At 63.0% G+C, this 16614-nt stretch carries 26 protein-coding genes; 19 read left to right on the top strand and 7 right to left on the bottom strand.

All coding sequences use genetic code 11. From position 1 onward, the window contains the following. The 7 genes from rpsS to AO057_RS02455 all read left to right on the top strand — a co-directional run bounded on the left by rpsS (nt 1) and on the right by AO057_RS02455 (nt 3044). A complete protein-coding gene (gene rpsS / locus AO057_RS02485; protein ID WP_057674140.1) occupies nt 1–279 on the top strand; it encodes a 30S ribosomal protein S19 in 279 nt (92 codons plus the stop codon). A gap of 11 nt (nt 280–290) precedes the next feature. Next, on the top strand, nt 291–620 hold the full coding sequence (rplV, locus tag AO057_RS02480; protein ID WP_057674139.1) for a 50S ribosomal protein L22: 330 nt from the start codon (nt 291–293) through the stop codon (nt 618–620). 15 nt (nt 621–635) lie between these two features. Continuing rightward, nucleotides 636–1529 (top strand): 30S ribosomal protein S3, encoded by an 894-nt coding sequence (gene rpsC, locus AO057_RS02475; RefSeq protein WP_057674138.1) that lies wholly within the window; start codon nt 636–638, stop codon nt 1527–1529. 2 nt (nt 1530–1531) lie between these two features. Next, nucleotides 1532–1948, top strand: a complete 417-nt coding sequence (gene rplP / locus AO057_RS02470) for a 50S ribosomal protein L16 (RefSeq protein ID WP_057674137.1) — start codon at nt 1532–1534, stop codon at nt 1946–1948. Between the two features lie 16 nt (nt 1949–1964). After that, the gene (rpmC, locus tag AO057_RS02465; protein ID WP_057674136.1) at nt 1965–2159 is read left to right on the top strand and encodes a 50S ribosomal protein L29; all 195 of its coding nucleotides are present in this window, start codon (nt 1965–1967) and stop codon (nt 2157–2159) included. Between the two features lie 10 nt (nt 2160–2169). Next, nucleotides 2170–2439, top strand: a complete 270-nt coding sequence (gene rpsQ / locus AO057_RS02460) for a 30S ribosomal protein S17 (protein WP_057674135.1) — start codon at nt 2170–2172, stop codon at nt 2437–2439. 98 nt (nt 2440–2537) lie between these two features. Next, a complete protein-coding gene (locus AO057_RS02455; RefSeq protein WP_057674134.1) occupies nt 2538–3044 on the top strand; it encodes a peroxiredoxin in 507 nt (168 codons plus the stop codon). Between the two features lie 57 nt (nt 3045–3101). On the opposite strand, the gene AO057_RS02450 is transcribed toward AO057_RS02455, so the two are convergent. Beyond that, a complete protein-coding gene (locus AO057_RS02450) occupies nt 3102–3605 on the bottom strand; it encodes a GNAT family N-acetyltransferase (RefSeq protein ID WP_057674133.1) in 504 nt (167 codons plus the stop codon). A 37-nt stretch (nt 3606–3642) separates the two neighbouring features. Between AO057_RS02450 and AO057_RS02445 the strand changes: the two genes are divergently transcribed. Beyond that, entirely contained in the window at nt 3643–4476 is an 834-nt protein-coding gene (locus AO057_RS02445; RefSeq protein WP_240480720.1) for a M48 family metallopeptidase, read from the top strand. 7 nt (nt 4477–4483) lie between these two features. Here AO057_RS02445 and AO057_RS02440 read toward each other — a convergent pair whose 3' ends face one another. Next, on the bottom strand, nt 4484–5146 hold the full coding sequence (locus AO057_RS02440) for a cytochrome b/b6 domain-containing protein (RefSeq protein ID WP_057674132.1): 663 nt from the start codon (nt 5144–5146) through the stop codon (nt 4484–4486). Nucleotides 5147–5284: 138 nt separating this feature from the next. On the opposite strand from AO057_RS02440, the gene AO057_RS02435 reads away from it, so the two are divergent. After that, a complete protein-coding gene (locus AO057_RS02435; protein WP_057674131.1) occupies nt 5285–5737 on the top strand; it encodes a c-type cytochrome in 453 nt (150 codons plus the stop codon). An 89-nt stretch (nt 5738–5826) separates the two neighbouring features. Here AO057_RS02435 and AO057_RS02430 read toward each other — a convergent pair whose 3' ends face one another. Continuing rightward, a complete protein-coding gene (locus AO057_RS02430; protein ID WP_057674130.1) occupies nt 5827–6324 on the bottom strand; it encodes a TlpA family protein disulfide reductase in 498 nt (165 codons plus the stop codon). Between the two features lie 16 nt (nt 6325–6340). On the opposite strand from AO057_RS02430, the gene AO057_RS02425 reads away from it, so the two are divergent. Genes AO057_RS02425 through ptsP form a run of 6 tightly spaced genes read left to right on the top strand, consistent with a single transcriptional unit; the run spans nt 6341 to nt 11332 of the window. Next, a complete protein-coding gene (locus tag AO057_RS02425) occupies nt 6341–7045 on the top strand; it encodes a DUF4197 domain-containing protein (RefSeq protein ID WP_057674129.1) in 705 nt (234 codons plus the stop codon). A 44-nt stretch (nt 7046–7089) separates the two neighbouring features. Beyond that, complete coding sequence (locus AO057_RS02420) at nt 7090–7602, top strand: hypothetical protein (RefSeq protein WP_057674128.1); 513 nt, start codon at nt 7090–7092, stop codon at nt 7600–7602. Then, nucleotides 7599–8819 carry an MFS transporter gene (locus AO057_RS02415; protein WP_057674127.1) on the top strand — a complete coding sequence of 407 codons (1221 nt, stop codon included), beginning with the start codon at nt 7599–7601 and terminating at the stop codon, nt 8817–8819. Before AO057_RS02420 ends, AO057_RS02415 begins: the two co-directional genes overlap by 4 nt. 10 nt (nt 8820–8829) lie before the next feature. Then, nucleotides 8830–9219 (top strand): PTS sugar transporter subunit IIA, encoded by a 390-nt coding sequence (locus AO057_RS02410; protein WP_057674126.1) that lies wholly within the window; start codon nt 8830–8832, stop codon nt 9217–9219. Nucleotides 9220–9252: 33 nt separating this feature from the next. Further along, nucleotides 9253–9522, top strand: coding sequence for an HPr family phosphocarrier protein (locus AO057_RS02405; protein ID WP_057674125.1), 270 nt, complete (start codon nt 9253–9255; stop codon nt 9520–9522). Between the two features lie 40 nt (nt 9523–9562). Next, nucleotides 9563–11332 carry a phosphoenolpyruvate--protein phosphotransferase gene (gene ptsP / locus AO057_RS02400; RefSeq protein ID WP_057674124.1) on the top strand — a complete coding sequence of 590 codons (1770 nt, stop codon included), beginning with the start codon at nt 9563–9565 and terminating at the stop codon, nt 11330–11332. 18 nt (nt 11333–11350) lie between these two features. Here the strand turns inward: ptsP and lipA are convergent, their stop codons facing one another. From lipA to AO057_RS02380, 4 genes are read right to left on the bottom strand one after another with little or no spacing between them, the layout of a single operon-like run. After that, nucleotides 11351–12343, bottom strand: coding sequence for a lipoyl synthase (gene lipA / locus AO057_RS02395; protein WP_057674123.1), 993 nt, complete (start codon nt 12341–12343; stop codon nt 11351–11353). An 11-nt stretch (nt 12344–12354) separates the two neighbouring features. Beyond that, a complete protein-coding gene (gene lipB / locus AO057_RS02390) occupies nt 12355–13038 on the bottom strand; it encodes a lipoyl(octanoyl) transferase LipB (RefSeq protein WP_057674122.1) in 684 nt (227 codons plus the stop codon). Then, nucleotides 13038–13325: an HP0495 family protein gene (locus tag AO057_RS02385; protein ID WP_057674121.1), complete on the bottom strand. Its 288-nt coding sequence runs from the start codon at nt 13323–13325 to the stop codon at nt 13038–13040. Before AO057_RS02385 ends, lipB begins: the two co-directional genes overlap by 1 nt. After that, entirely contained in the window at nt 13322–14227 is a 906-nt protein-coding gene (locus AO057_RS02380) for a D-amino acid aminotransferase (RefSeq protein ID WP_057674120.1), read from the bottom strand. Before AO057_RS02380 ends, AO057_RS02385 begins: the two co-directional genes overlap by 4 nt. Nucleotides 14228–14409: 182 nt before the next feature. On the opposite strand from AO057_RS02380, the gene AO057_RS02375 reads away from it, so the two are divergent. The 4 genes from AO057_RS02375 to AO057_RS02360 all read left to right on the top strand — a co-directional run bounded on the left by AO057_RS02375 (nt 14410) and on the right by AO057_RS02360 (nt 16605). After that, the gene (locus AO057_RS02375; RefSeq protein WP_057674119.1) at nt 14410–14892 is read left to right on the top strand and encodes an ATP synthase subunit I; all 483 of its coding nucleotides are present in this window, start codon (nt 14410–14412) and stop codon (nt 14890–14892) included. Nucleotides 14893–14905: 13 nt separating this feature from the next. Continuing rightward, nucleotides 14906–15754, top strand: a complete 849-nt coding sequence (gene atpB, locus AO057_RS02370) for a F0F1 ATP synthase subunit A (RefSeq protein WP_057674118.1) — start codon at nt 14906–14908, stop codon at nt 15752–15754. A 55-nt stretch (nt 15755–15809) separates the two neighbouring features. Further along, a complete protein-coding gene (atpE, locus tag AO057_RS02365) occupies nt 15810–16073 on the top strand; it encodes a F0F1 ATP synthase subunit C (RefSeq protein ID WP_007830191.1) in 264 nt (87 codons plus the stop codon). Between the two features lie 61 nt (nt 16074–16134). Beyond that, complete coding sequence (locus tag AO057_RS02360; protein ID WP_057674117.1) at nt 16135–16605, top strand: F0F1 ATP synthase subunit B; 471 nt, start codon at nt 16135–16137, stop codon at nt 16603–16605. Nucleotides 16606–16614: the final 9 nt, after the last annotated feature.

Raw genomic sequence — 16614 nt, 5'->3', positions numbered from 1 at the left:
ATGACACGCTCTCTGAAAAAAGGTCCCTTCGTGGATCATCACCTGGTGGCCAAGGTCGACAAGGCCGTTGCCACCAAGGACAAGAAGCCGATCAAGACCTGGTCGCGTCGCTCCATGATCCTGCCCGAGTTCATCGGTCTGACGATCGCCGTGCACAACGGCAAGCAGCACGTACCTGTCTACATCACTGACCAAATGGTGGGCCACAAGCTGGGTGAGTTCGCACTGACCCGCACCTTCAAGGGCCACCCTGCGGACAAAAAAGTCCAGAAGAAATAAGGGAATTGAACATGGAAACACGTGCAACCCTTCGTGGTGTCCGCCTGTCGGTGGACAAGGGCCGTCTGGTCGCGGATCTGATCCGTGGCAAGAAGGTCGACCAAGCCCTGAACATCCTGCAGTTCACGCAGAAAAAAGCTGCTGTGATCATCAAGAAGGTTCTGGAGTCCGCCATTGCCAACGCCGAGCACAACGACGGCGCCGATATCGACGAACTGAAGGTCAAGACCATCTACGTCGAACAAGGCACCACGCTCAAGCGTTTTACTGCCCGTGCCAAGGGCCGTGGCAACCGTATCAGCAAGCCCACGTGCCATGTGTACGTGACGGTCGGCAACTAAAGAGGTCAGAAGGATATGGGACAAAAAATCAACCCGACCGGCTTCCGCCTCGCCATCAGCCGTAACTGGGCTTCGCGCTGGTACGCGAGCAACCGTGACTTCGCCGGCATGCTGGCCGAAGACATCAAGGTGCGCGAGTACCTGAAGGCCAAGCTGAAGAACGCCTCCGTTTCGCGCGTGCTGATCGAGCGCCCCGCCAAGAACGCCCGCATCACGATTTTCTCGGCTCGTCCGGGCGTCGTGATCGGCAAGAAGGGCGAGGACATCGAAAACCTCAAGCGCGACCTCGGCAAACAGCTGGGCGTGCCGGTGGCCGTCAACATCGAAGAAGTGCGCAAGCCCGAAATCGATGCCAAGCTGATCGCCGACAGCATCACCCAGCAGCTCGAAAAGCGGATCATGTTCCGCCGCGCCATGAAGCGCGCTATGCAAAACGCCATGCGTCTGGGTGCCCTGGGCATCAAGATCATGTCGGCTGGCCGCCTGAACGGTATCGAAATCGCCCGTACCGAGTGGTACCGCGAAGGCCGTGTGCCGCTGCACACCCTGCGCGCCGACATCGACTACGGCACCTCGGAAGCCAAGACCACCTACGGCGTCATCGGCGTCAAGGTCTGGGTCTACAAGGGTGATACCCTGGGTCGCAACGATCTGCCCGCAGCCGTTGAGCCGCGTAGCGAAGAAGAGCGTCGCCCGCGTGGCCCGCGTCGTGATGGCCGTCCTGCCGGTGATCGTCCCGCGGCTCCCCGCGGTGCCCGCCGCCCGGTCGGCTCTGCCGCCGCGCCTGCCGATGGCAGCGACAAACCCGCAGAGGCCACCCCTGGTGCCGATGCCCCGAAAACCGCCGTTAAGCGCGTACGCAAAGTCGCCGCGCCAGCTGCAGCAGCTGACGGTGCCAAAGGAGAATAAACATGCTGCAACCTGCACGTAGAAAATACCGCAAGGAGCAAAAAGGCCGTAACACCGGTATTGCCACCCGTGGCAGTTCCGTGGCCTTTGGCGACTTCGGCCTGAAATGTACCGACCGCGGCCGTCTGACGGCTCGCCAGATCGAGGCGGCACGTCGTGCCATCTCCCGTCACGTCAAGCGTGGCGGCCGCATCTGGATCCGCGTGTTCCCCGACAAGCCTATTTCCCAGAAGCCTGCTGAAGTGCGTATGGGTAACGGCAAGGGCAACCCCGAGTACTACGTGGCTGAAATCCAGCCCGGCAAGATCGTGTTCGAGATCGTCGGTGTGCCCGAAGAGCTGGCCCGTGAAGCGTTCAAGCTGGCGGCCGCCAAGCTGCCGCTGCGCACCACCTTCGTCAGCCGCATGATCGGCCAGTAATCAGGAGAATGAAGAAATGAAAGCTGCTGAACTGCGCCAAAAAGACGTTGCCGGCCTGCAAGCCGAGGTCAAAGAGCTGCAAAAAGCCCACTTTGGTCTGCGCATGCAAAAAGCCACGCAACAGCTGAACAACACGGCCACGCTGGGCAATACCCGTCGTGACATCGCCCGTGCCAAGACCATCCTTGCTCAAAAGCAAGCCGCCAAATAAGGAGCACTAAATGACGGAAGCTAAAAAATCCCTCAAGCGCACCTTGGTTGGCAAGGTCGTCAGCGACAAGCGAACCAAGACGGTGACCGTGCTGGTCGAGCGTCGTGTGATGCACGAGCTCTACGGCAAGATCGTGGCCAAGTCGAGCAAGTACCACGCCCATGACGAAAAGGGCGAGTACAAGCTGGGCGACGTAATCGAAATCACCGAGAGCAAGCCGATTTCCAAGACCAAGAACTGGGTTGCCACCCGTCTGGTCGAAAAGGCTGCTGCAGTCTAAGTTCATTGCAGCACACGCTGCAGGACAGACAAAAACGGCTCACAATGCGTGAGCCGTTTTTTTTGGCCCACCCCAACTGCTAATTCGAGGAGCACAACATGATCAAAGTCGGTGATACCCTGCCTGGCGCCACGCTGATGGAATATTCCGAAGTGGAAGGCAATGGCTGCAGCATCGGCCCCAACCCGGTGGACGTGAGCAAGGCTGTGGCGGGCAAGACGATCGCCATCTTTGGCCTGCCCGGCGCCTACACCCCGACCTGCTCGGCCAAGCACGTGCCGGGTTATGTCGAGAAGTTCAACGAGCTCAAGGCGGCCGGTGTCGACGAGATCTGGTGCGTGAGCGTGAACGATGCCTTCGTCATGGGCGCCTGGGCGCGTGACCAGAAGACGGGCAACAAGGTGCGCATGCTGGCGGACGGCAGTGCCGACTTCGCGAAGGCCACCGGGCTCACGCTGGATCTGACGGCTCGCGGCATGGGCCTGCGCAGCAACCGTTATTCCATGCTGGTCAAGGACGGCAAGGTCAAGAGCCTGAACATCGAGGCACCGGGCAAGTTCGAAGTGAGTGACGCCGGCACCCTGCTGGGCCAAGCCAAGGCCTGAGTCGCTTCGACGCTACACAAAAGCCACCGTCGCGACGGTGGTTTTTTTTTGGACGAACTACAGGCGGGTGTCCGAAAGGGTGGCCATAAGGTAGTGGGCGCCGGCGATAGGGTTATGGTAGTAAGGGGGCACTTCCACAAAGCCCAAGTCCTTGTAGAGCGCGCGTGCGGCCTCCATCTCGTTCAGGGTGTCGAGCAGGACGTGGTCGTAGGCGTAGAGATGGGCTGTATCCAGGATGGCCTGGGCAAGCCGGCGGCCCAGGCCCAGCCCGCGAAATGCAGGACGCACATACAGGCGTTTCATCTCGCAGGCGTTGGGATAGTCAGTGCTGTCGATGGGGCGAAGGGCACAGCAGCCGGCGGTCTGGCCGTCAATGCGGGCCAGCAGCAGGCCACCGCGTGGAGTGGCATAGTCGCCGGGCAGGTTGGCGAGTTCCTGCTCAAACCCCTGGAAGCGCAGATCAATGTTGAGACTGGCGGCATACTCGCGGAAAATCTCGCGTACGGTGTCAAATTCGGCAGGCGACCGTGGCGTCAGGATTTCAACGATAGGTTGGTTCACGGCAAGGATGCGTCAAAAAATGAGAATCGAGTTTAGCGTGCGGGAAAGACAAAATTCATGGGCGCGCGCAGGCCTGTGGCTGGGTGTGGTTCTTGCCGGCGGGCTGCTTGCTGGTTGCCAGACGGTACAGACCACCGGGGCGGGGCAGGTCGGTGTCACGCGCAACCAGTACATGGGGGTCAGCTCCGCAGAGGTGAATGCCGCATCGGCGCAGTCCTATCGCAAGATGCTGCAGGAGTCTGAGCGCAAGAAGGAGCTCAACGTTGATGCGGCCATGCTGGCGCGGGTGCAGGGCATTGCCAAGAGGCTGGTCGCCCAGACCGCGCATTTCCGCCCCGATGCGCAGGGCTGGCGTTGGGAAACAAATGTCTTCCACAGCGACCAGGTGAATGCGTTCTGCATGGCCGGCGGCAAGATCGGTATCTACAGCGGCCTGATCGAGAAGCTGAAGATCACCGACGACGAATTGGCTGCCGTGATGGGCCATGAAATCGCACACGCCCTGCGCGAGCATGTACGCGAACAGGTCTCGATGCAGCAGGCCGCCCGTGTGCCAGGCTTGGTGCTGGCCATCGTGACGGGCAGCCAGGTTCTGGCCGATCTGGGCAATATGGTGACCGACGTGAGTCTGACCCTGCCGCGCAGCCGCGAGGCCGAGAGCGAGGCGGATCAGATCGGTGTCGAATTGGCGGCGCGGGCCGGCTACGACCCGCGTGCGGCCATCAGCCTGTGGCAGAAGATGAACCAGCTGGGCGGTGGGCGCCCACCCGAGTTTCTCAGCACGCACCCGTCACCGGACTCGCGTCAGCAGGACCTCGCGCGCATCAGCGCCGTCGTGATGCCCCTGTACGAGCAAAGCAGGAAACGCTGAGAGAGGCTCAGGCTCCTGCGAGCCACAACAGCAGCGTCACGGCGGCGGCGCTCAGCAGCAGCAGCACGGCTGCCAGCAGGCGGGTGCGCGCGTCATCGCGTGATGCAGGGGCCGGCTGAGCCAACTCCTTGTCACCGGTGAGCATGGGGCGCACCAGGTTTTGCCGCTTGCGCCAGAGGTAATAGAGGATGGCCACGATGTGCAGTATCACGAGCACGATCAGTACGCGCTTGCCGACCTCGCTGTGGTACCAGCTCGCCAAACTCACGAGGTCACTGGACGCCAGCCGCGTCAGCGGCCCGCTGGCGGAGATTTCGTCATCGCTGAAAAGTCCGGTGCCCACCTGGGCCAGTAGAAAAAACAGCAGTGCAAATACCGAAAGTGCGCCTGTCGGCGTATGCCCGACCGCGTGCAATGGATCACCCCGGCCACGCAGGTAGCGCCACAGGCTCAAAGGTGAGTAGATGAAGGCCACAAAGCGTGACCAGCGTCCGCCGAACAGGCCCCAGAGCAGGCGAAAAACCAACAAGGTCAGCACGGCATAACCCAGGCGGAAATGCCATTCCATATAACCAAGCTGGGCGGAGGTGACCAGTCCGATGACGCAGAGCGCCAGCAGCCAGTGGAAGAGGCGGGTGGGGAGATCCCAGATTCTGACGAGATGCGGCATGGCGGGCCCTAGGATAGGATGCGTAAGGGGAAGGCGCTGCTCGGTATTTTCCCTGAGATAAGGGAAATCGTGCGAACTTTGATACGAGCAGCGGCTCCCATGAGCGGGAACCTTCCCGTTTACCAGCAAAGGAAGAACATGAAAAAGGTCAGTATTCTTGTCGTCGCAGCCGCGGCCATCGGCTTCAGTGGTGTGGCATCGGCCCAGTTCGCCAAGCCGGACGATGCCATCAAATATCGCAAGAATGCGCTGTTTGTGATGCAGCAGCACTATGCGCGCGTTGGCGCCATGGCCAGCGGCCGGGCACCTTTCGATGCCAAGGTGGCGGCTGACAATGCCGCGATTGCAGAAACCATGTCGCGGCTGCCCTGGGCAGCGTTTGGTGAAGGTACCGACAAGGGCGATACCAAGGCTTTGCCGGAGGTCTGGAAAGAGCAGGCCAAGTTCAAGGCCGCCGCCGAGAAGATGGAATCTGAAATGAGCAAGCTGGCAGCCGCTGCCAAGACCGGCAATCTGGACAGTATCAAGACGGCTTTCCAGGCAACTTCGGGCAGCTGCAAGGCCTGCCACGACGATTTCCGGGGCAAATGAGCCTGGGCCCTTCGCAGATGGAGGGCGACCCATGAAATGGAAAAGGGGCAGCCAGAGCTGCCCCTTTCCATTTCCATTAGAGGGATCGTTCAGGCCTGCGCCAGCAGCTCCTCGATCAGGCGGTGCAACTCGGCGAAATCGGGTTCGCCGATGTAACGCTTGACGATCTGGCCGCGCTTGTCGACCAGGTAGGTGGTCGGGGTCAGGCGCACCTCACCCCAGGCCGTGGCCACGGCACCCGTGTTGTCGATGGCCACCTTGAAAGGCAGCTTGCGGGTCTGGCTGAAATTGACGACGTAGCTGGGCGGGTCATAGCTCATGGCCACTGCTACGGTGTCGAAGCCGCGCTCGCGGTACTTGTCGTAGGTCGCCATGAGTTTGGGCATCTCGGCCACACAGGTGGTGCAGCTGGTCGCCCAGAAGTTCACCAGGACGACACGGCCGCGAAAATCGGCGGTGGTCTGTTTAGAGCCGTCCAGCAGCACGAAAGTGGATTCCGGGGCCGGGCCGAAGCCTGGCGCGCGCAACAGCAGCCAGCCGGCGATGGCAACGACGGCAACTGCGGCAAGATAGAGGGCACGTTTCATCAATTGGGGAAATGACATGGACCGTCGGAAGTTTAATTCGATTGGATGGCTTGCGCTGCCGGGAGTTCCCCTGCTGACTCTGGGTCCGGCCCAGGCGCTCACATTGGAAGAGCTGAGCCAGAGTGAGGCGGTGCGTGCTCTCAAGGCAGCTCTGGAGCGTGGCGCACGCAGTGCCATCGGCCAGCTGGGGCAACTCAATGGCTTCCTAGGTAACGAAAAAGTCAGGATTCCCCTGCCCCGACAGCTGCAGGATGCCGAGCAGATGCTGCGCACCTTTGGTCAAGGTGGACGGCTGGACGAGCTGGTGACGACGATGAACCGCGCGGCAGAGGCGGCGGTGCCCATGGCGCAGGAACTGATGTTGGGTGCCGTGCGCGGCATGACGGTCGCCGACGGCAAGAAGATCCTGGGCGGGGGCGAGACCTCGGTGACCACCTTTTTTGCCGACAAGACACGGCTGCCGCTGGGACAGAAATTCCTGCCAGTGGTGACGCGCAGCACCGAAAAAGTCGGCCTCGCGGGACAGTACAACCACATCGCCAGCAAGGCGGCCGATTTCGGCCTGCTGCGCCGCGAGGACGCGAGCATCGAACAATATGTGACCGGCAAGGCCCTGGACGGTCTTTACTACGTGATCGGTGAGGAAGAGCGCAAGATTCGCAGAGATCCGGTGGCGACGGGCAGCGCGCTACTCAGCAAGGTATTTGGTGCATTGAAGTAGTGCGCCCGCGATGTTCACGCTGCTTCGGCGGGGATAATTTGCGGATGTACCGTCATTTCCTGCTTCTGGGCACAGCCCTTCTGCTGGCTGCCTGCAGCCCTACCCTCAACTGGCGCGAGGTCCGGCCCGGCGGCGAGCTCAAGGCATTGCTGCCCTGCAAGCCGGACCAGGGCAGCCGCCGGCAGAATCTGGCGGGCCGGGAGATCGAGGTGCAGATGTTGGGCTGCGAGGCCGCCGGGGCCCTGTACGCCGTGTCAGTGGTCGAACTCGGGAATGCCAAGCAGGCGCTGGCCGTGCAGGTGCAATGGCAGGCCAATCTGTTGGGGAATATGCAGGCCACCACTTCGACCAGCAGTGCCTGGGCCCTCAAGGGCGCGAATGCCATGCTGGAGCCCGTACGCCTGAAGGCCCAGGGCCTGCGACCCGATGGCCAGCCGGTGGCCGCTGAGGCTGTGTGGTTTGCCCATGGCACGCGCTTGTACCACGCCGTCATCTATGCCGAGCGCATCGCTACCGAGATGAACGAGCCCTTCTTCAGTGGCCTGGAGCTGCCATGAATGTCCTGAGCCGCCGTGGGGCGGTACTGGTTTTCCTGGCCTTTGCCTTTGCCTATTTTTTCTCGGCGTTGATCCGCGCGATCACCGCCACGCTCTCGCCACAGCTGACCCAGGAGTTCAGTCTGCATGCGCGCGATCTGGGGCTGCTCGCCGGGGGATACTTTCTCGGTTTTGCTGCCATGCAACTGCCCCTGGGACGCTGGCTGGACCGGCAGGGGCCGAAGACCGTCATCCTCGGTTTTCTGGCCGTGGCCGCCATCGGCTGCCTGGCCTTCTCGCAGGCCACGAGTTTCTCGGGCCTCTTGGTGGCGCGTGTGCTTTGCGGCATCGGCCTGGCGGCCTGCCTGATGGCGCCACTGACCGGTTTCCGGCGCTGGCTGGATCCGGCCAGCCAGCTGCGTGCGAATTCCTGGATGCTGATGACAGGCTCCATGGGCATGGTGGCCTCCACGCTGCCGGTGCAATGGTTGCTGCCGGACTACGGCTGGCGTCCCCTGTTCTGGGGTCTGGCGGCCATGTTGTTGTTGTCCATGGTGGTGATCGCCTGGCAAGTGCCGCGCTGGCAAAAGACGGTGAGCGCCCCCGTTGCAGGAAAAGCGGCGGGCAGTTATACAGAGGTCTGGCGGCATGCCTATTTCCGTCGCCTGACACCGCTGGGCTTCTTCAACTACGGTGGCATGGTGGCCATCCAGACCTTGTGGGCCGTGCCCTGGATGACCCGTGTCGCTGGCTACACGCCGGTGCAGGCGGCCACCAGCCTGTTCTGGATCAATGTGGCCATGCTGGCCACCTTCTGGTCCTGGGGCCTGTTGATTCCGCGACTGACACGGCGTGGTGTGCACACCAACCAGTTGATCGCCTGGGGCACCCCGCTGAGCCTGTTGCTGCTGGCGATCATCGTGATGGCCGGCGAATCCGGGGCCCGCCATGCAGGCTTGCTGTGGGCGCTGTTCTGCGTCAGTTCCACCTTTCTATCGCTGGCGCAGCCGGCCGTGGGCATGGCCTTCCCCGCAGAACTCGCAGGGCGGGCTCTTTCGGCTTACAACCTGGTCATTTTTGCCGGGGTGTTCGTGGTGCAGTGGGGCATCGGCCTGCTGATCGATGCCTTTGCCGCGCAGGGCTGGGCCCAGGTGCAGGCCTTCCAGGGGGCGCTGGCCGTGTTTCTGCTGCTGAACCTGCTGTCCTATCTCTATTTCCTGGTGGCGAAAAAGACATAATCAGGTCAGCATGAACAACGGCATCGTCATCATTGCCCATGCGCCGCTGGCCAGTGCGCTGCGCCAGTGCGTGGCCCACGTCTTTCCTGACCGCTTGGGCGGGGTGGTGGCCGTGGACGTGTTGCCGGATGCGCCGGTCGCCCAGAGCGTGGCGCAGGCACGGCAGGCCGTCGGCCCGCTGGGGCAGGCCCCGCTGCTGCTGCTGACCGACGTGCTGGGTGCCACGCCCTGCAATGTGGCACGTCAGCTGCTGGAAGGACGTCGGGCGCGCCTGCTGGCGGGGGTGAACCTGTCCATGCTGCTGCGTGCCGTGACCTACCAGCACGAGCCGCTGGACGAACTGCTGGCCCGTGCCCTGCAAGGCGGCACCCAGGGCGTGCTGCAGGTGACGACGGTGTGACGATTTGAACGGACGAAAGATAGGGACCAAGGAATGATCAAGGCCAGTGTCACCATCAGCAACAAGCTCGGACTGCATGCCCGAGCCTCGGCCAAGCTCACCAAGATGGCGGGCAGCTTCCCTTGCGAAGTCTGGCTGTCCCGCGGTGAGCGGCGCGTGAACGCCAAGAGCATCATGGGTGTGATGATGCTGGCCGCCGGCCTGGGCAGCGTGGTCGAGATCGAGGCCCAGGGCGAGCGTGCCCAGGAGGCCGTGGATGCGCTGCTGGTGCTGATCAACGACAAGTTCGGCGAGGGCGAATGATCATGCACAGCCGTCTGGCCGATGCTCCAGGAGACGAGGCATGACCTTCTCCATCCACGGCTTGGCCGTCGCGCGCGGCATTGCCATCGGGCGTGCCGTGCTGGTGGCCAGCAGCCGGGTGGACGTGGCGCACTACTTCATTGAGCCCGCCCAGGTGGAGCGCGAGATCGAGCGTGTGAAGCGCGGGCGCGATGCGGTGGTCGACGAGCTCCACCGCCTGCAGCAGACCATCTCCCAACTCGGGCCCAAGGATGCGCCGCACGAGCTGCGAGCCCTGCTCGACGTGCACCTCATGCTGCTGCAGGACGAGGAGATGGTGGGCGGCGTCAAGCACTGGATACGCGACCGGCTCTACAACGCCGAGTGGGCGCTGACCACCCAGCTGGAGATGGTGGCGCGCCAGTTCGACGAGATGGAGGATGAATACCTGCGCGAGCGCAAGGCCGACCTGGAGCAGATCACCGAAAAGGTCTTGCGTGCCATGCAGGGCCAGACCACCTCCGGTCTGCCTGCCGGCATCGCCGCCGCGCGCAAGGCGCCATCGGCTGAATTGCAGCTGGAGGACACGGACACACCGCTGGTGCTGATCGCGCACGAGATCTCGCCATCGGACATGCTGCAGTTCAAGCAAGGCCTGTTTGCCGGTTTTGTCACCGACGTCGGGGGCAAGACCTCGCACACCGCCATCGTGGCGCGCAGCATGGACATCCCGGCCGTGGTGGGCGCACGCACCGCCAGCCAGCTGGTGCGCCAGGATGACTGGGTCATCATCGACGGCGATGCCGGCGTGGTGATCGTCGACCCTTCGCCCATCATCCTGGCCGAGTACCAGTACAAACAACGCCAGCGCGACCTGGAGCGCGGTCGCCTGGGACGCCTGCTGAATACGCCGGCCGTCACGCTGGACGGCGAGAAGGTCGAGCTGCTGGCCAATATCGAGATGCCGGAGGATGCGCCTGTGGCCCTGAAGGCTGGCGCCGTGGGCGTCGGCCTGTTCCGCAGCGAATTCCTCTTCATGGGACGGCTCGGCCATCTGCCGGACGAGGAGGAGCAGTACCAGGCCTACCGCCGCGCGGTCGAGGGCATGGCGGGGCTGCCGGTCACCATCCGTACCGTGGACATTGGCGCTGACAAGCCCATGGACAGCAACATCGTCGAAGGCAGTCACCTCAACCCGGCCCTGGGCCTGCGTGCCATACGCTGGAGCCTGGCCGATCCGTCCATGTTCCTGACCCAGTTGCGTGCCATCCTGCGTGCCGCTGCACACGGACCGGTCAAGATGCTGATCCCCATGCTGGCGCATCTGAGCGAGATCCGTCAGACCGTGGCGTTGGTCGAACAGGCGCGTGCCGAGCTGCAGCGCGAAGGGCGGATATTCGGGCAGGTGTCGCTGGGCGCCATGATCGAGATTCCGGCGGCAGCGCTGATGCTCAAGACCTTTCTCAAGTACTTTGACTATCTGTCGCTAGGTACCAATGACCTGATCCAGTACACCCTGGCGATCGACCGGGCTGACGAGTCGGTGGCTCATCTCTATGACCCGCTGCACCCGGCCGTGTTGCGCCTGGTGGCTGACACGATTTCCGAATGCCGCGCGCAGGGCAAGGAGGTCAGCGTCTGCGGCGAGATGGCCGGCGATATCGCCATGACACGGTTGCTGCTGGGCCTGGGCCTGCGCAGCTTCTCCATGCACCCGGCCCAGATCCTGGCGGTCAAGCAGGAGGTGCTGCGCGCCGATACGACGCGCCTGCAGCCCTGGGCGCAGACGGTGCTGAACGCCGACGAGCCGTCGGCTGCCATGGGCACCTGATCGAAGGGCTGGGCTGGTTCAACGCGCCAGGCTGGCGGCGTGGGCCTGCTGGTCGGCGTGGTAGCTGGAGCGCACCATGGCGCCCACGGCGGCGTGCGTGAAACCCATCTTGTAGGCTTCTTCCTCGAACATCCTGAAGGTGTCGGGGTGCACGTAGCGCTTGACCGGCAGATGCGAGGTGGACGGGGCCAGGTACTGGCCGATGGTCAGCATCTCGATGTTGTGGGCGCGCATGTCGCGCATCACGTCCAGGATTTCCTCGTCGGTCTCGCCCAGGCCCACCATCAGGCCGCTCTTGGTCGGCACTTCAGGGAACAAGGCCTTGAACTTCTTGAGCAGGTTGAGTGAGAACTGGTAGTCGCTGCCCGGGCGGGCCTGCTTGTACAGGCGCGGCACGGTCTCCATGTTGTGGTTCATCACATCCGGCGGCGCGGCCTTGAGGATGTCCAGCGCGCGATCATCGCGGCCGCGGAAGTCGGGCACCAGCACCTCGATCTGCGTGTCAGGCGACAGCTCACGCGTTTTGCGGATGCAGTCGACGAAGTGACCGGCGCCGCCGTCGCGCAGGTCGTCACGGTCCACGCTGGTGATGACGACGTATTTCAGCTTGAGCGCGGCGATGGTCTTGGCCAGGTTCTCGGGTTCATTCACGTCCAGCGGATCGGGGCGGCCGTGGCCCACGTCGCAGAAGGGGCAGCGGCGCGTGCACTTGTCGCCCATGATCATGAAAGTCGCTGTGCCCTTGCCGAAGCATTCGCCGATATTGGGGCAGCTGGCTTCCTCGCAGACCGTCACCAGCTTGTTGGCGCGCAGGATGTCCTTGATCTCGTAGAACCGTGTGCTGGGCGAGCCGGCCTTGACGCGGATCCAGTCGGGTTTCTTGAGCACCTCGCCGGCTTCGACCTTGACCGGGATGCGCGAGAGCTTGGCGGCAGCCTTCTGCTTGGCGGCGGGGTCGTAGGTTTCGACGCTTTGTGCTTCACGCACAGTGTTGGATTCGCGAGTGCTCATGCAGGGTGCCTTCAGGGCTTCAGGTGGGTCAGGAGCTTGTGGCTCAGTACGCTGGCAACGTCCGCCCAGTCGGCGGATATCCCGATTGTAGAAAGGTCGATGCTTTGCAGCCCGGCATAGCCGCAGGGATTGATACGCGAGTAGGGTTCGAGGTCCATGGCCACATTCAGCGCCAGGCCGTGGTAGGTGCAGTTGCGGCTGACCTTGATGCCCAGCGCGGCGATCTTGCCCAGCCCCGTGAAGTCGGGCGCGCCTGTGGCGGCGCCCTTCTGGGGGCGTTGCTCCAGCAGGGTGTGCGAGCCCGGGTTGTCCAGCCGCACGTAGATACCAGGCGCCCCGGCCACGCGATGGCCTGTCACACCGTAATGTGCCAGGGTGCGGATCACGGCCTCTTCGAGCCGGTAGACGTATTCCTTGACAAAATACCCAGCCCGCTTGAGGTCGATGAGCGGATAGGCCACAACCTGGCCGGGGCCATGGTAGGTCACCTGGCCGCCGCGGTTGGTGGCGACCACCGGGATGTCGCCCGGCACCAGCACATGGCCGGCCTGACCGGCCAGGCCCTGCGTGAAGACAGGTGGGTGTTCGCAGACCCACAGCACGTCGGGCGTGGCGGCCGTGCGGGTGGAGGTGAAATCCTGCATGGCCGCATAGGTCGGCGCATAGTCCACCCGACCCAGCAGGCGCACATCCATCAGAGGACCACTTTCACCATGGGGTGTGTGGACAGCGTGCGGTAGAGCTCGTCGAGCTGCTCGCGGCTGGTGGCGTTGATGGTGATGGTCACGCCCAGGTAGTTGCCGCCCTTGCTTTCGCGCAGTTCGATGGAGGCGGCATCAAACGTGGGGTCGAACTGGCGGGCCACCGTGGTCACGGCATGCACGAAGCCCTCGGCCTTGGCACCCATCACCTTGATGGGGAAACGGCAGGGGTACTCGATCAGGCTGTCGGTGCGCGAGGGGCTGGGGGGCTGGGTGCTCATGCTGGGCGGCGCAGGCGGGCCTGCAGTTTGGCGGCCTGGTAGCCGGCGTAGAGTTGGGCGTAGATGGGGCCGGGGTGGCCGTCCCCCACGGGCTGGCCATCGATGCGGGTCACGGGCAGCACTTCCTTGGTGGCCGAGCTCAGCAGTACTTCGTCGGCCGCCAGAACTTCCTGGCGGGAGATGCTGCGCAGCTCGAAGGGGATGCCGTGGGTCTTGCAGATTTCCTCCAGCAGGCCGTAGCGTATGCCTTCGAGCACCAGATTGTCGCGGGGCGGGCCCAGCAGCACGCCGTCCTTGACGATCCAGACATTGCTGGACGCGCCCTCGCTGAGCTGGCCCGCGCGGAACATGAGGGTCTCGGTGGCGCCGGCGTCTACGCTGATCTGGCGTGCCAGCACCGCGCCCAACAGGCTGGTGCTCTTGATATGCGCCTTCTCCCAGCGGAAGTCTTCGGCTGTCACGCAATTCACGCCGTCCTGGCGCAGGCGCTCGGCGGGGAGTTTCATGGTGTTGGTCATGACAAACACCGTGGGCGTGAGCCCGGGCAGCATGGCATGGTCGCGCATGGCGACGCCGCGCGTGACCTGGATGTAGACCATCTGTTCGATCTTTTCCGGGTCCTCGTCCGTGCCGCGGGCGAAGTCGGCGACCAGTTGCTCGGCGATGGCGCGCCACTGGCTGCGTGTGTGCGGGTTGGGGATGCGCAGTTCGGCCAGGCTGCGCTCCAGCCGGGCCATGTGCTGCTCGAAGCGGAACAGGCAGCGGCCATAGACCGGGACCACTTCATAAATCCCGTCGCCAAAGATGAAGCCGCGGTCCATGACGCTGACTTTTGCATCCGGTAGCAGTGTGTACTCACCGTTGAGATAGCAGGGCAGGGCGGGCAGAGCGGTGGATGGCATGGCCAAATTATGGCAGCAAGGGTGGTGGCGATGAGCGCGCGGCGCTTGCGCTGGCTGGTGGTGAAACCATATGGGGGCGCTTTTTTAATGTTCTAGTCAGGTACTGGTCAAACGGCTCGGGTTTCTACGTATAATCTAAGGCTTTGTGGCGTTGCCAAAGCTGGATCCGGGTGTGATTTGACATGTCTAAATTGGCATCAGGACCGCGGGGTGGCGCACAAGACGAGGCTGCGGAGTCAGATTTCACGCCGCTGAGCGCCCAGGAGGCGCAGGCGCTGCGGGAGCGAAACCCATCGGTTTCTCCCTGGTGGGTGGTGATGGCTCAGGTGGTGGTCGGGGCAGTGGCGGCTTTGCTGGCCTGGCTCCTGACCGGTTTGCCTTCGGCGGCCTGGTCTCTTGCATATGGTGCGTTAGCGGTGGCCCTGCCGGCCGCCTTGTTTGCGCGGGGGTTGAGTGGTCGCCTGGCGTCGGTGAATCCGATGACGGCGGCCCTTGGCTTCCTGGTGTGGCAGATGGTTAAGTTGGCCTTGACGATGGCAATGTTGTTTGCCGCGCCCAGGCTGGTGGTGGCGCTGAGTTGGCCGGCCCTGCTGGTGGGCTTGGTGCTGGCGTTGAAGGTGTATTGGGTGGCGTTGAGATTCGCGCCACGGAACATGAAACTTTGAGACGAGTAAACAGATGAGTGCTGAAACCGGACTGACCGCAGGCGAGTACATCGTTCACCACCTGCATCATCTGCAAAACCAGGCGCCCAAGGCGGTTGCCGACTTCTCGGTTTTCAACTTCGATTCCCTGTTCTTCTCGATCGCCCTCGGGGTGCTGGGCTGCTGGCTGCTCTGGCTGGCCGCGCGCAAGGCCACTTCGGGTGTGCCGGGTCGTTTCCAGGCTGCGGTGGAGATCCTGGTCGAGATGGTGGATGCGCAGGCCAAGGGCATCGTGCACAACGCCGAAAGCCGCAAGTTCGTGGCTCCTCTGGCGCTGACCGTGTTCGTCTGGATCTTCATGATGAACGCCATGGATCTGCTGCCGGTCGACCTGATCCCGGCCCTGTGGCACAGCGCCGGCCCGGCGGTGGGCATGAAGGATTACATGCGTGTGGTGCCCACTGCCGACCTGTCGGTCACCATGGGCCTGTCCCTGGCCGTGCTGCTGATCTGCATTTACTACAACATCAAGATCAAGGGCGCAGGCGGCTGGATCCATGAGCTGTTCACCGCCCCCTTCGGTGCCCATCCGCTGCTGTGGCCCTTCAACTTCATGATGCAGATCATCGAGTTCATCGCCAAGACCGTTTCGCACGGCATGCGACTGTTCGGCAATATGTATGCCGGCGAACTGATCTTCATGCTGATCGCCCTGATGGGCGGTGCGTGGTCGATGTCGGCCACCGGCATCGGCCTGGCCATCGGCCACGTCATCGCCGGCACGGCGTGGGCGATCTTCCACATCCTGATCATCACCTTGCAGGCCTTTGTGTTCATGATGCTGACCCTGGTCTACCTCGGTCAGGCGCATGACGCGCATTGAGTCCCGCTATTCCCTTTTTCCTTTCTCTTTTTAACCAAGTCCTTTAGGAGTCATCATGGAAGTTATCAGCTTTGTCGCTCTGGCCGCTGGCCTGATCATCGGTCTGGGTGCTGTCGGCGCTTGTATCGGCATCGGCATCATGGGCAGCAAGTATCTTGAGTCCGCTGCACGCCAGCCCGAACTGATGGGCGAACTGCAGACCAAGATGTTCCTGCTGGCCGGTCTGATCGACGCCGCTTTCATTATCGGTACCGGTATTGCGCTGTGGTTCGCCACTGCCAACCCCTTCCTGGCGCAAATCGCCAACCTGCCGAAGTAAGCTCCGCCGGACACAAAACATTCCCCGGCGTGCGTGGGCACGTCAGGGTGAAGGATGAAACATGAGCATTACCGGTACCCTCATCATTCAGATGATCGTGTTCCTGATCCTGGTCGGGTTCACGATGAAGTTTGTGTGGCCTCCGATTGCCAAGGCGCTGGATGAGCGCGCGCTGAAGATCGCCGACGGCCTCGCTGCTGCCGACAAGGCCAAGTCCGAACTGTCCGCCGCCAACAAGCGCGTGGAAGACGAGCTGGCGAAGTCGCGCAATGAGACTGCCGCCCGCCTGGCTGATGCCGAGCGTCGCGCGCAGACCATCATCGAGGAAGCCAAGGCCAGGGCGACGGAAGAGGGCAACAAGATTGTTGCTGCTGCCAAGTCCGACGCCGAGCAGCAGACGGTCAAGGCACGTGAGGCCCTGCGTGAGCAGGTGGCCGCACTGGCCGTCAAGGGCGCCGAGCAGATTCTGCGCAAGGAAGTCAACGCCAGCGTCCATGCGGACCTGCTGGGTCGTTTGAAGACTGAGCTGTAAGAGGATCCC

It is taken from the genome of Curvibacter sp. PAE-UM (assembly GCF_001432305.1).
Classification (GTDB): Bacteria; Pseudomonadota; Gammaproteobacteria; order Burkholderiales; family Burkholderiaceae_C; genus Hylemonella.
The sequence above is the reverse complement of the archived record's forward strand: the minus strand, read 5'-3'. Positions and strand labels throughout refer to the sequence as shown.

Excerpts from the sequence above, each read along its gene's own strand:
- rpsS (WP_057674140.1), top strand. The coding sequence starts at position 1 with ATGACACGCTCTCTGAAAAAAGGTCCCTTCGTGGATCATCACCTGGTG.
- rplV (WP_057674139.1), top strand. The coding sequence starts at position 291 with ATGGAAACACGTGCAACCCTTCGTGGTGTCCGCCTGTCGGTGGACAAG.
- rpsC (WP_057674138.1), top strand. The coding sequence starts at position 636 with ATGGGACAAAAAATCAACCCGACCGGCTTCCGCCTCGCCATCAGCCGT.
- rplP (WP_057674137.1), top strand. The coding sequence starts at position 1,532 with ATGCTGCAACCTGCACGTAGAAAATACCGCAAGGAGCAAAAAGGCCGT.
- rpmC (WP_057674136.1), top strand. The coding sequence starts at position 1,965 with ATGAAAGCTGCTGAACTGCGCCAAAAAGACGTTGCCGGCCTGCAAGCC.
- rpsQ (WP_057674135.1), top strand. The coding sequence starts at position 2,170 with ATGACGGAAGCTAAAAAATCCCTCAAGCGCACCTTGGTTGGCAAGGTC.
- AO057_RS02455 (WP_057674134.1), top strand. The coding sequence starts at position 2,538 with ATGATCAAAGTCGGTGATACCCTGCCTGGCGCCACGCTGATGGAATAT.
- AO057_RS02440 (WP_057674132.1), bottom strand. The coding sequence starts at position 5,146 with ATGCCGCATCTCGTCAGAATCTGGGATCTCCCCACCCGCCTCTTCCAC.
- AO057_RS02435 (WP_057674131.1), top strand. The coding sequence starts at position 5,285 with ATGAAAAAGGTCAGTATTCTTGTCGTCGCAGCCGCGGCCATCGGCTTC.
- AO057_RS02430 (WP_057674130.1), bottom strand. The coding sequence starts at position 6,324 with ATGAAACGTGCCCTCTATCTTGCCGCAGTTGCCGTCGTTGCCATCGCC.
- AO057_RS02425 (WP_057674129.1), top strand. The coding sequence starts at position 6,341 with ATGGACCGTCGGAAGTTTAATTCGATTGGATGGCTTGCGCTGCCGGGA.
- AO057_RS02420 (WP_057674128.1), top strand. The coding sequence starts at position 7,090 with ATGTACCGTCATTTCCTGCTTCTGGGCACAGCCCTTCTGCTGGCTGCC.
- AO057_RS02415 (WP_057674127.1), top strand. The coding sequence starts at position 7,599 with ATGAATGTCCTGAGCCGCCGTGGGGCGGTACTGGTTTTCCTGGCCTTT.
- AO057_RS02410 (WP_057674126.1), top strand. The coding sequence starts at position 8,830 with ATGAACAACGGCATCGTCATCATTGCCCATGCGCCGCTGGCCAGTGCG.
- AO057_RS02405 (WP_057674125.1), top strand. The coding sequence starts at position 9,253 with ATGATCAAGGCCAGTGTCACCATCAGCAACAAGCTCGGACTGCATGCC.
- ptsP (WP_057674124.1), top strand. The coding sequence starts at position 9,563 with ATGACCTTCTCCATCCACGGCTTGGCCGTCGCGCGCGGCATTGCCATC.
- lipA (WP_057674123.1), bottom strand. The coding sequence starts at position 12,343 with ATGAGCACTCGCGAATCCAACACTGTGCGTGAAGCACAAAGCGTCGAA.
- lipB (WP_057674122.1), bottom strand. The coding sequence starts at position 13,038 with ATGGATGTGCGCCTGCTGGGTCGGGTGGACTATGCGCCGACCTATGCG.
- AO057_RS02385 (WP_057674121.1), bottom strand. The coding sequence starts at position 13,325 with ATGAGCACCCAGCCCCCCAGCCCCTCGCGCACCGACAGCCTGATCGAG.
- AO057_RS02380 (WP_057674120.1), bottom strand. The coding sequence starts at position 14,227 with ATGCCATCCACCGCTCTGCCCGCCCTGCCCTGCTATCTCAACGGTGAG.
- AO057_RS02375 (WP_057674119.1), top strand. The coding sequence starts at position 14,410 with ATGTCTAAATTGGCATCAGGACCGCGGGGTGGCGCACAAGACGAGGCT.
- atpB (WP_057674118.1), top strand. The coding sequence starts at position 14,906 with ATGAGTGCTGAAACCGGACTGACCGCAGGCGAGTACATCGTTCACCAC.
- atpE (WP_007830191.1), top strand. The coding sequence starts at position 15,810 with ATGGAAGTTATCAGCTTTGTCGCTCTGGCCGCTGGCCTGATCATCGGT.
- AO057_RS02360 (WP_057674117.1), top strand. The coding sequence starts at position 16,135 with ATGAGCATTACCGGTACCCTCATCATTCAGATGATCGTGTTCCTGATC.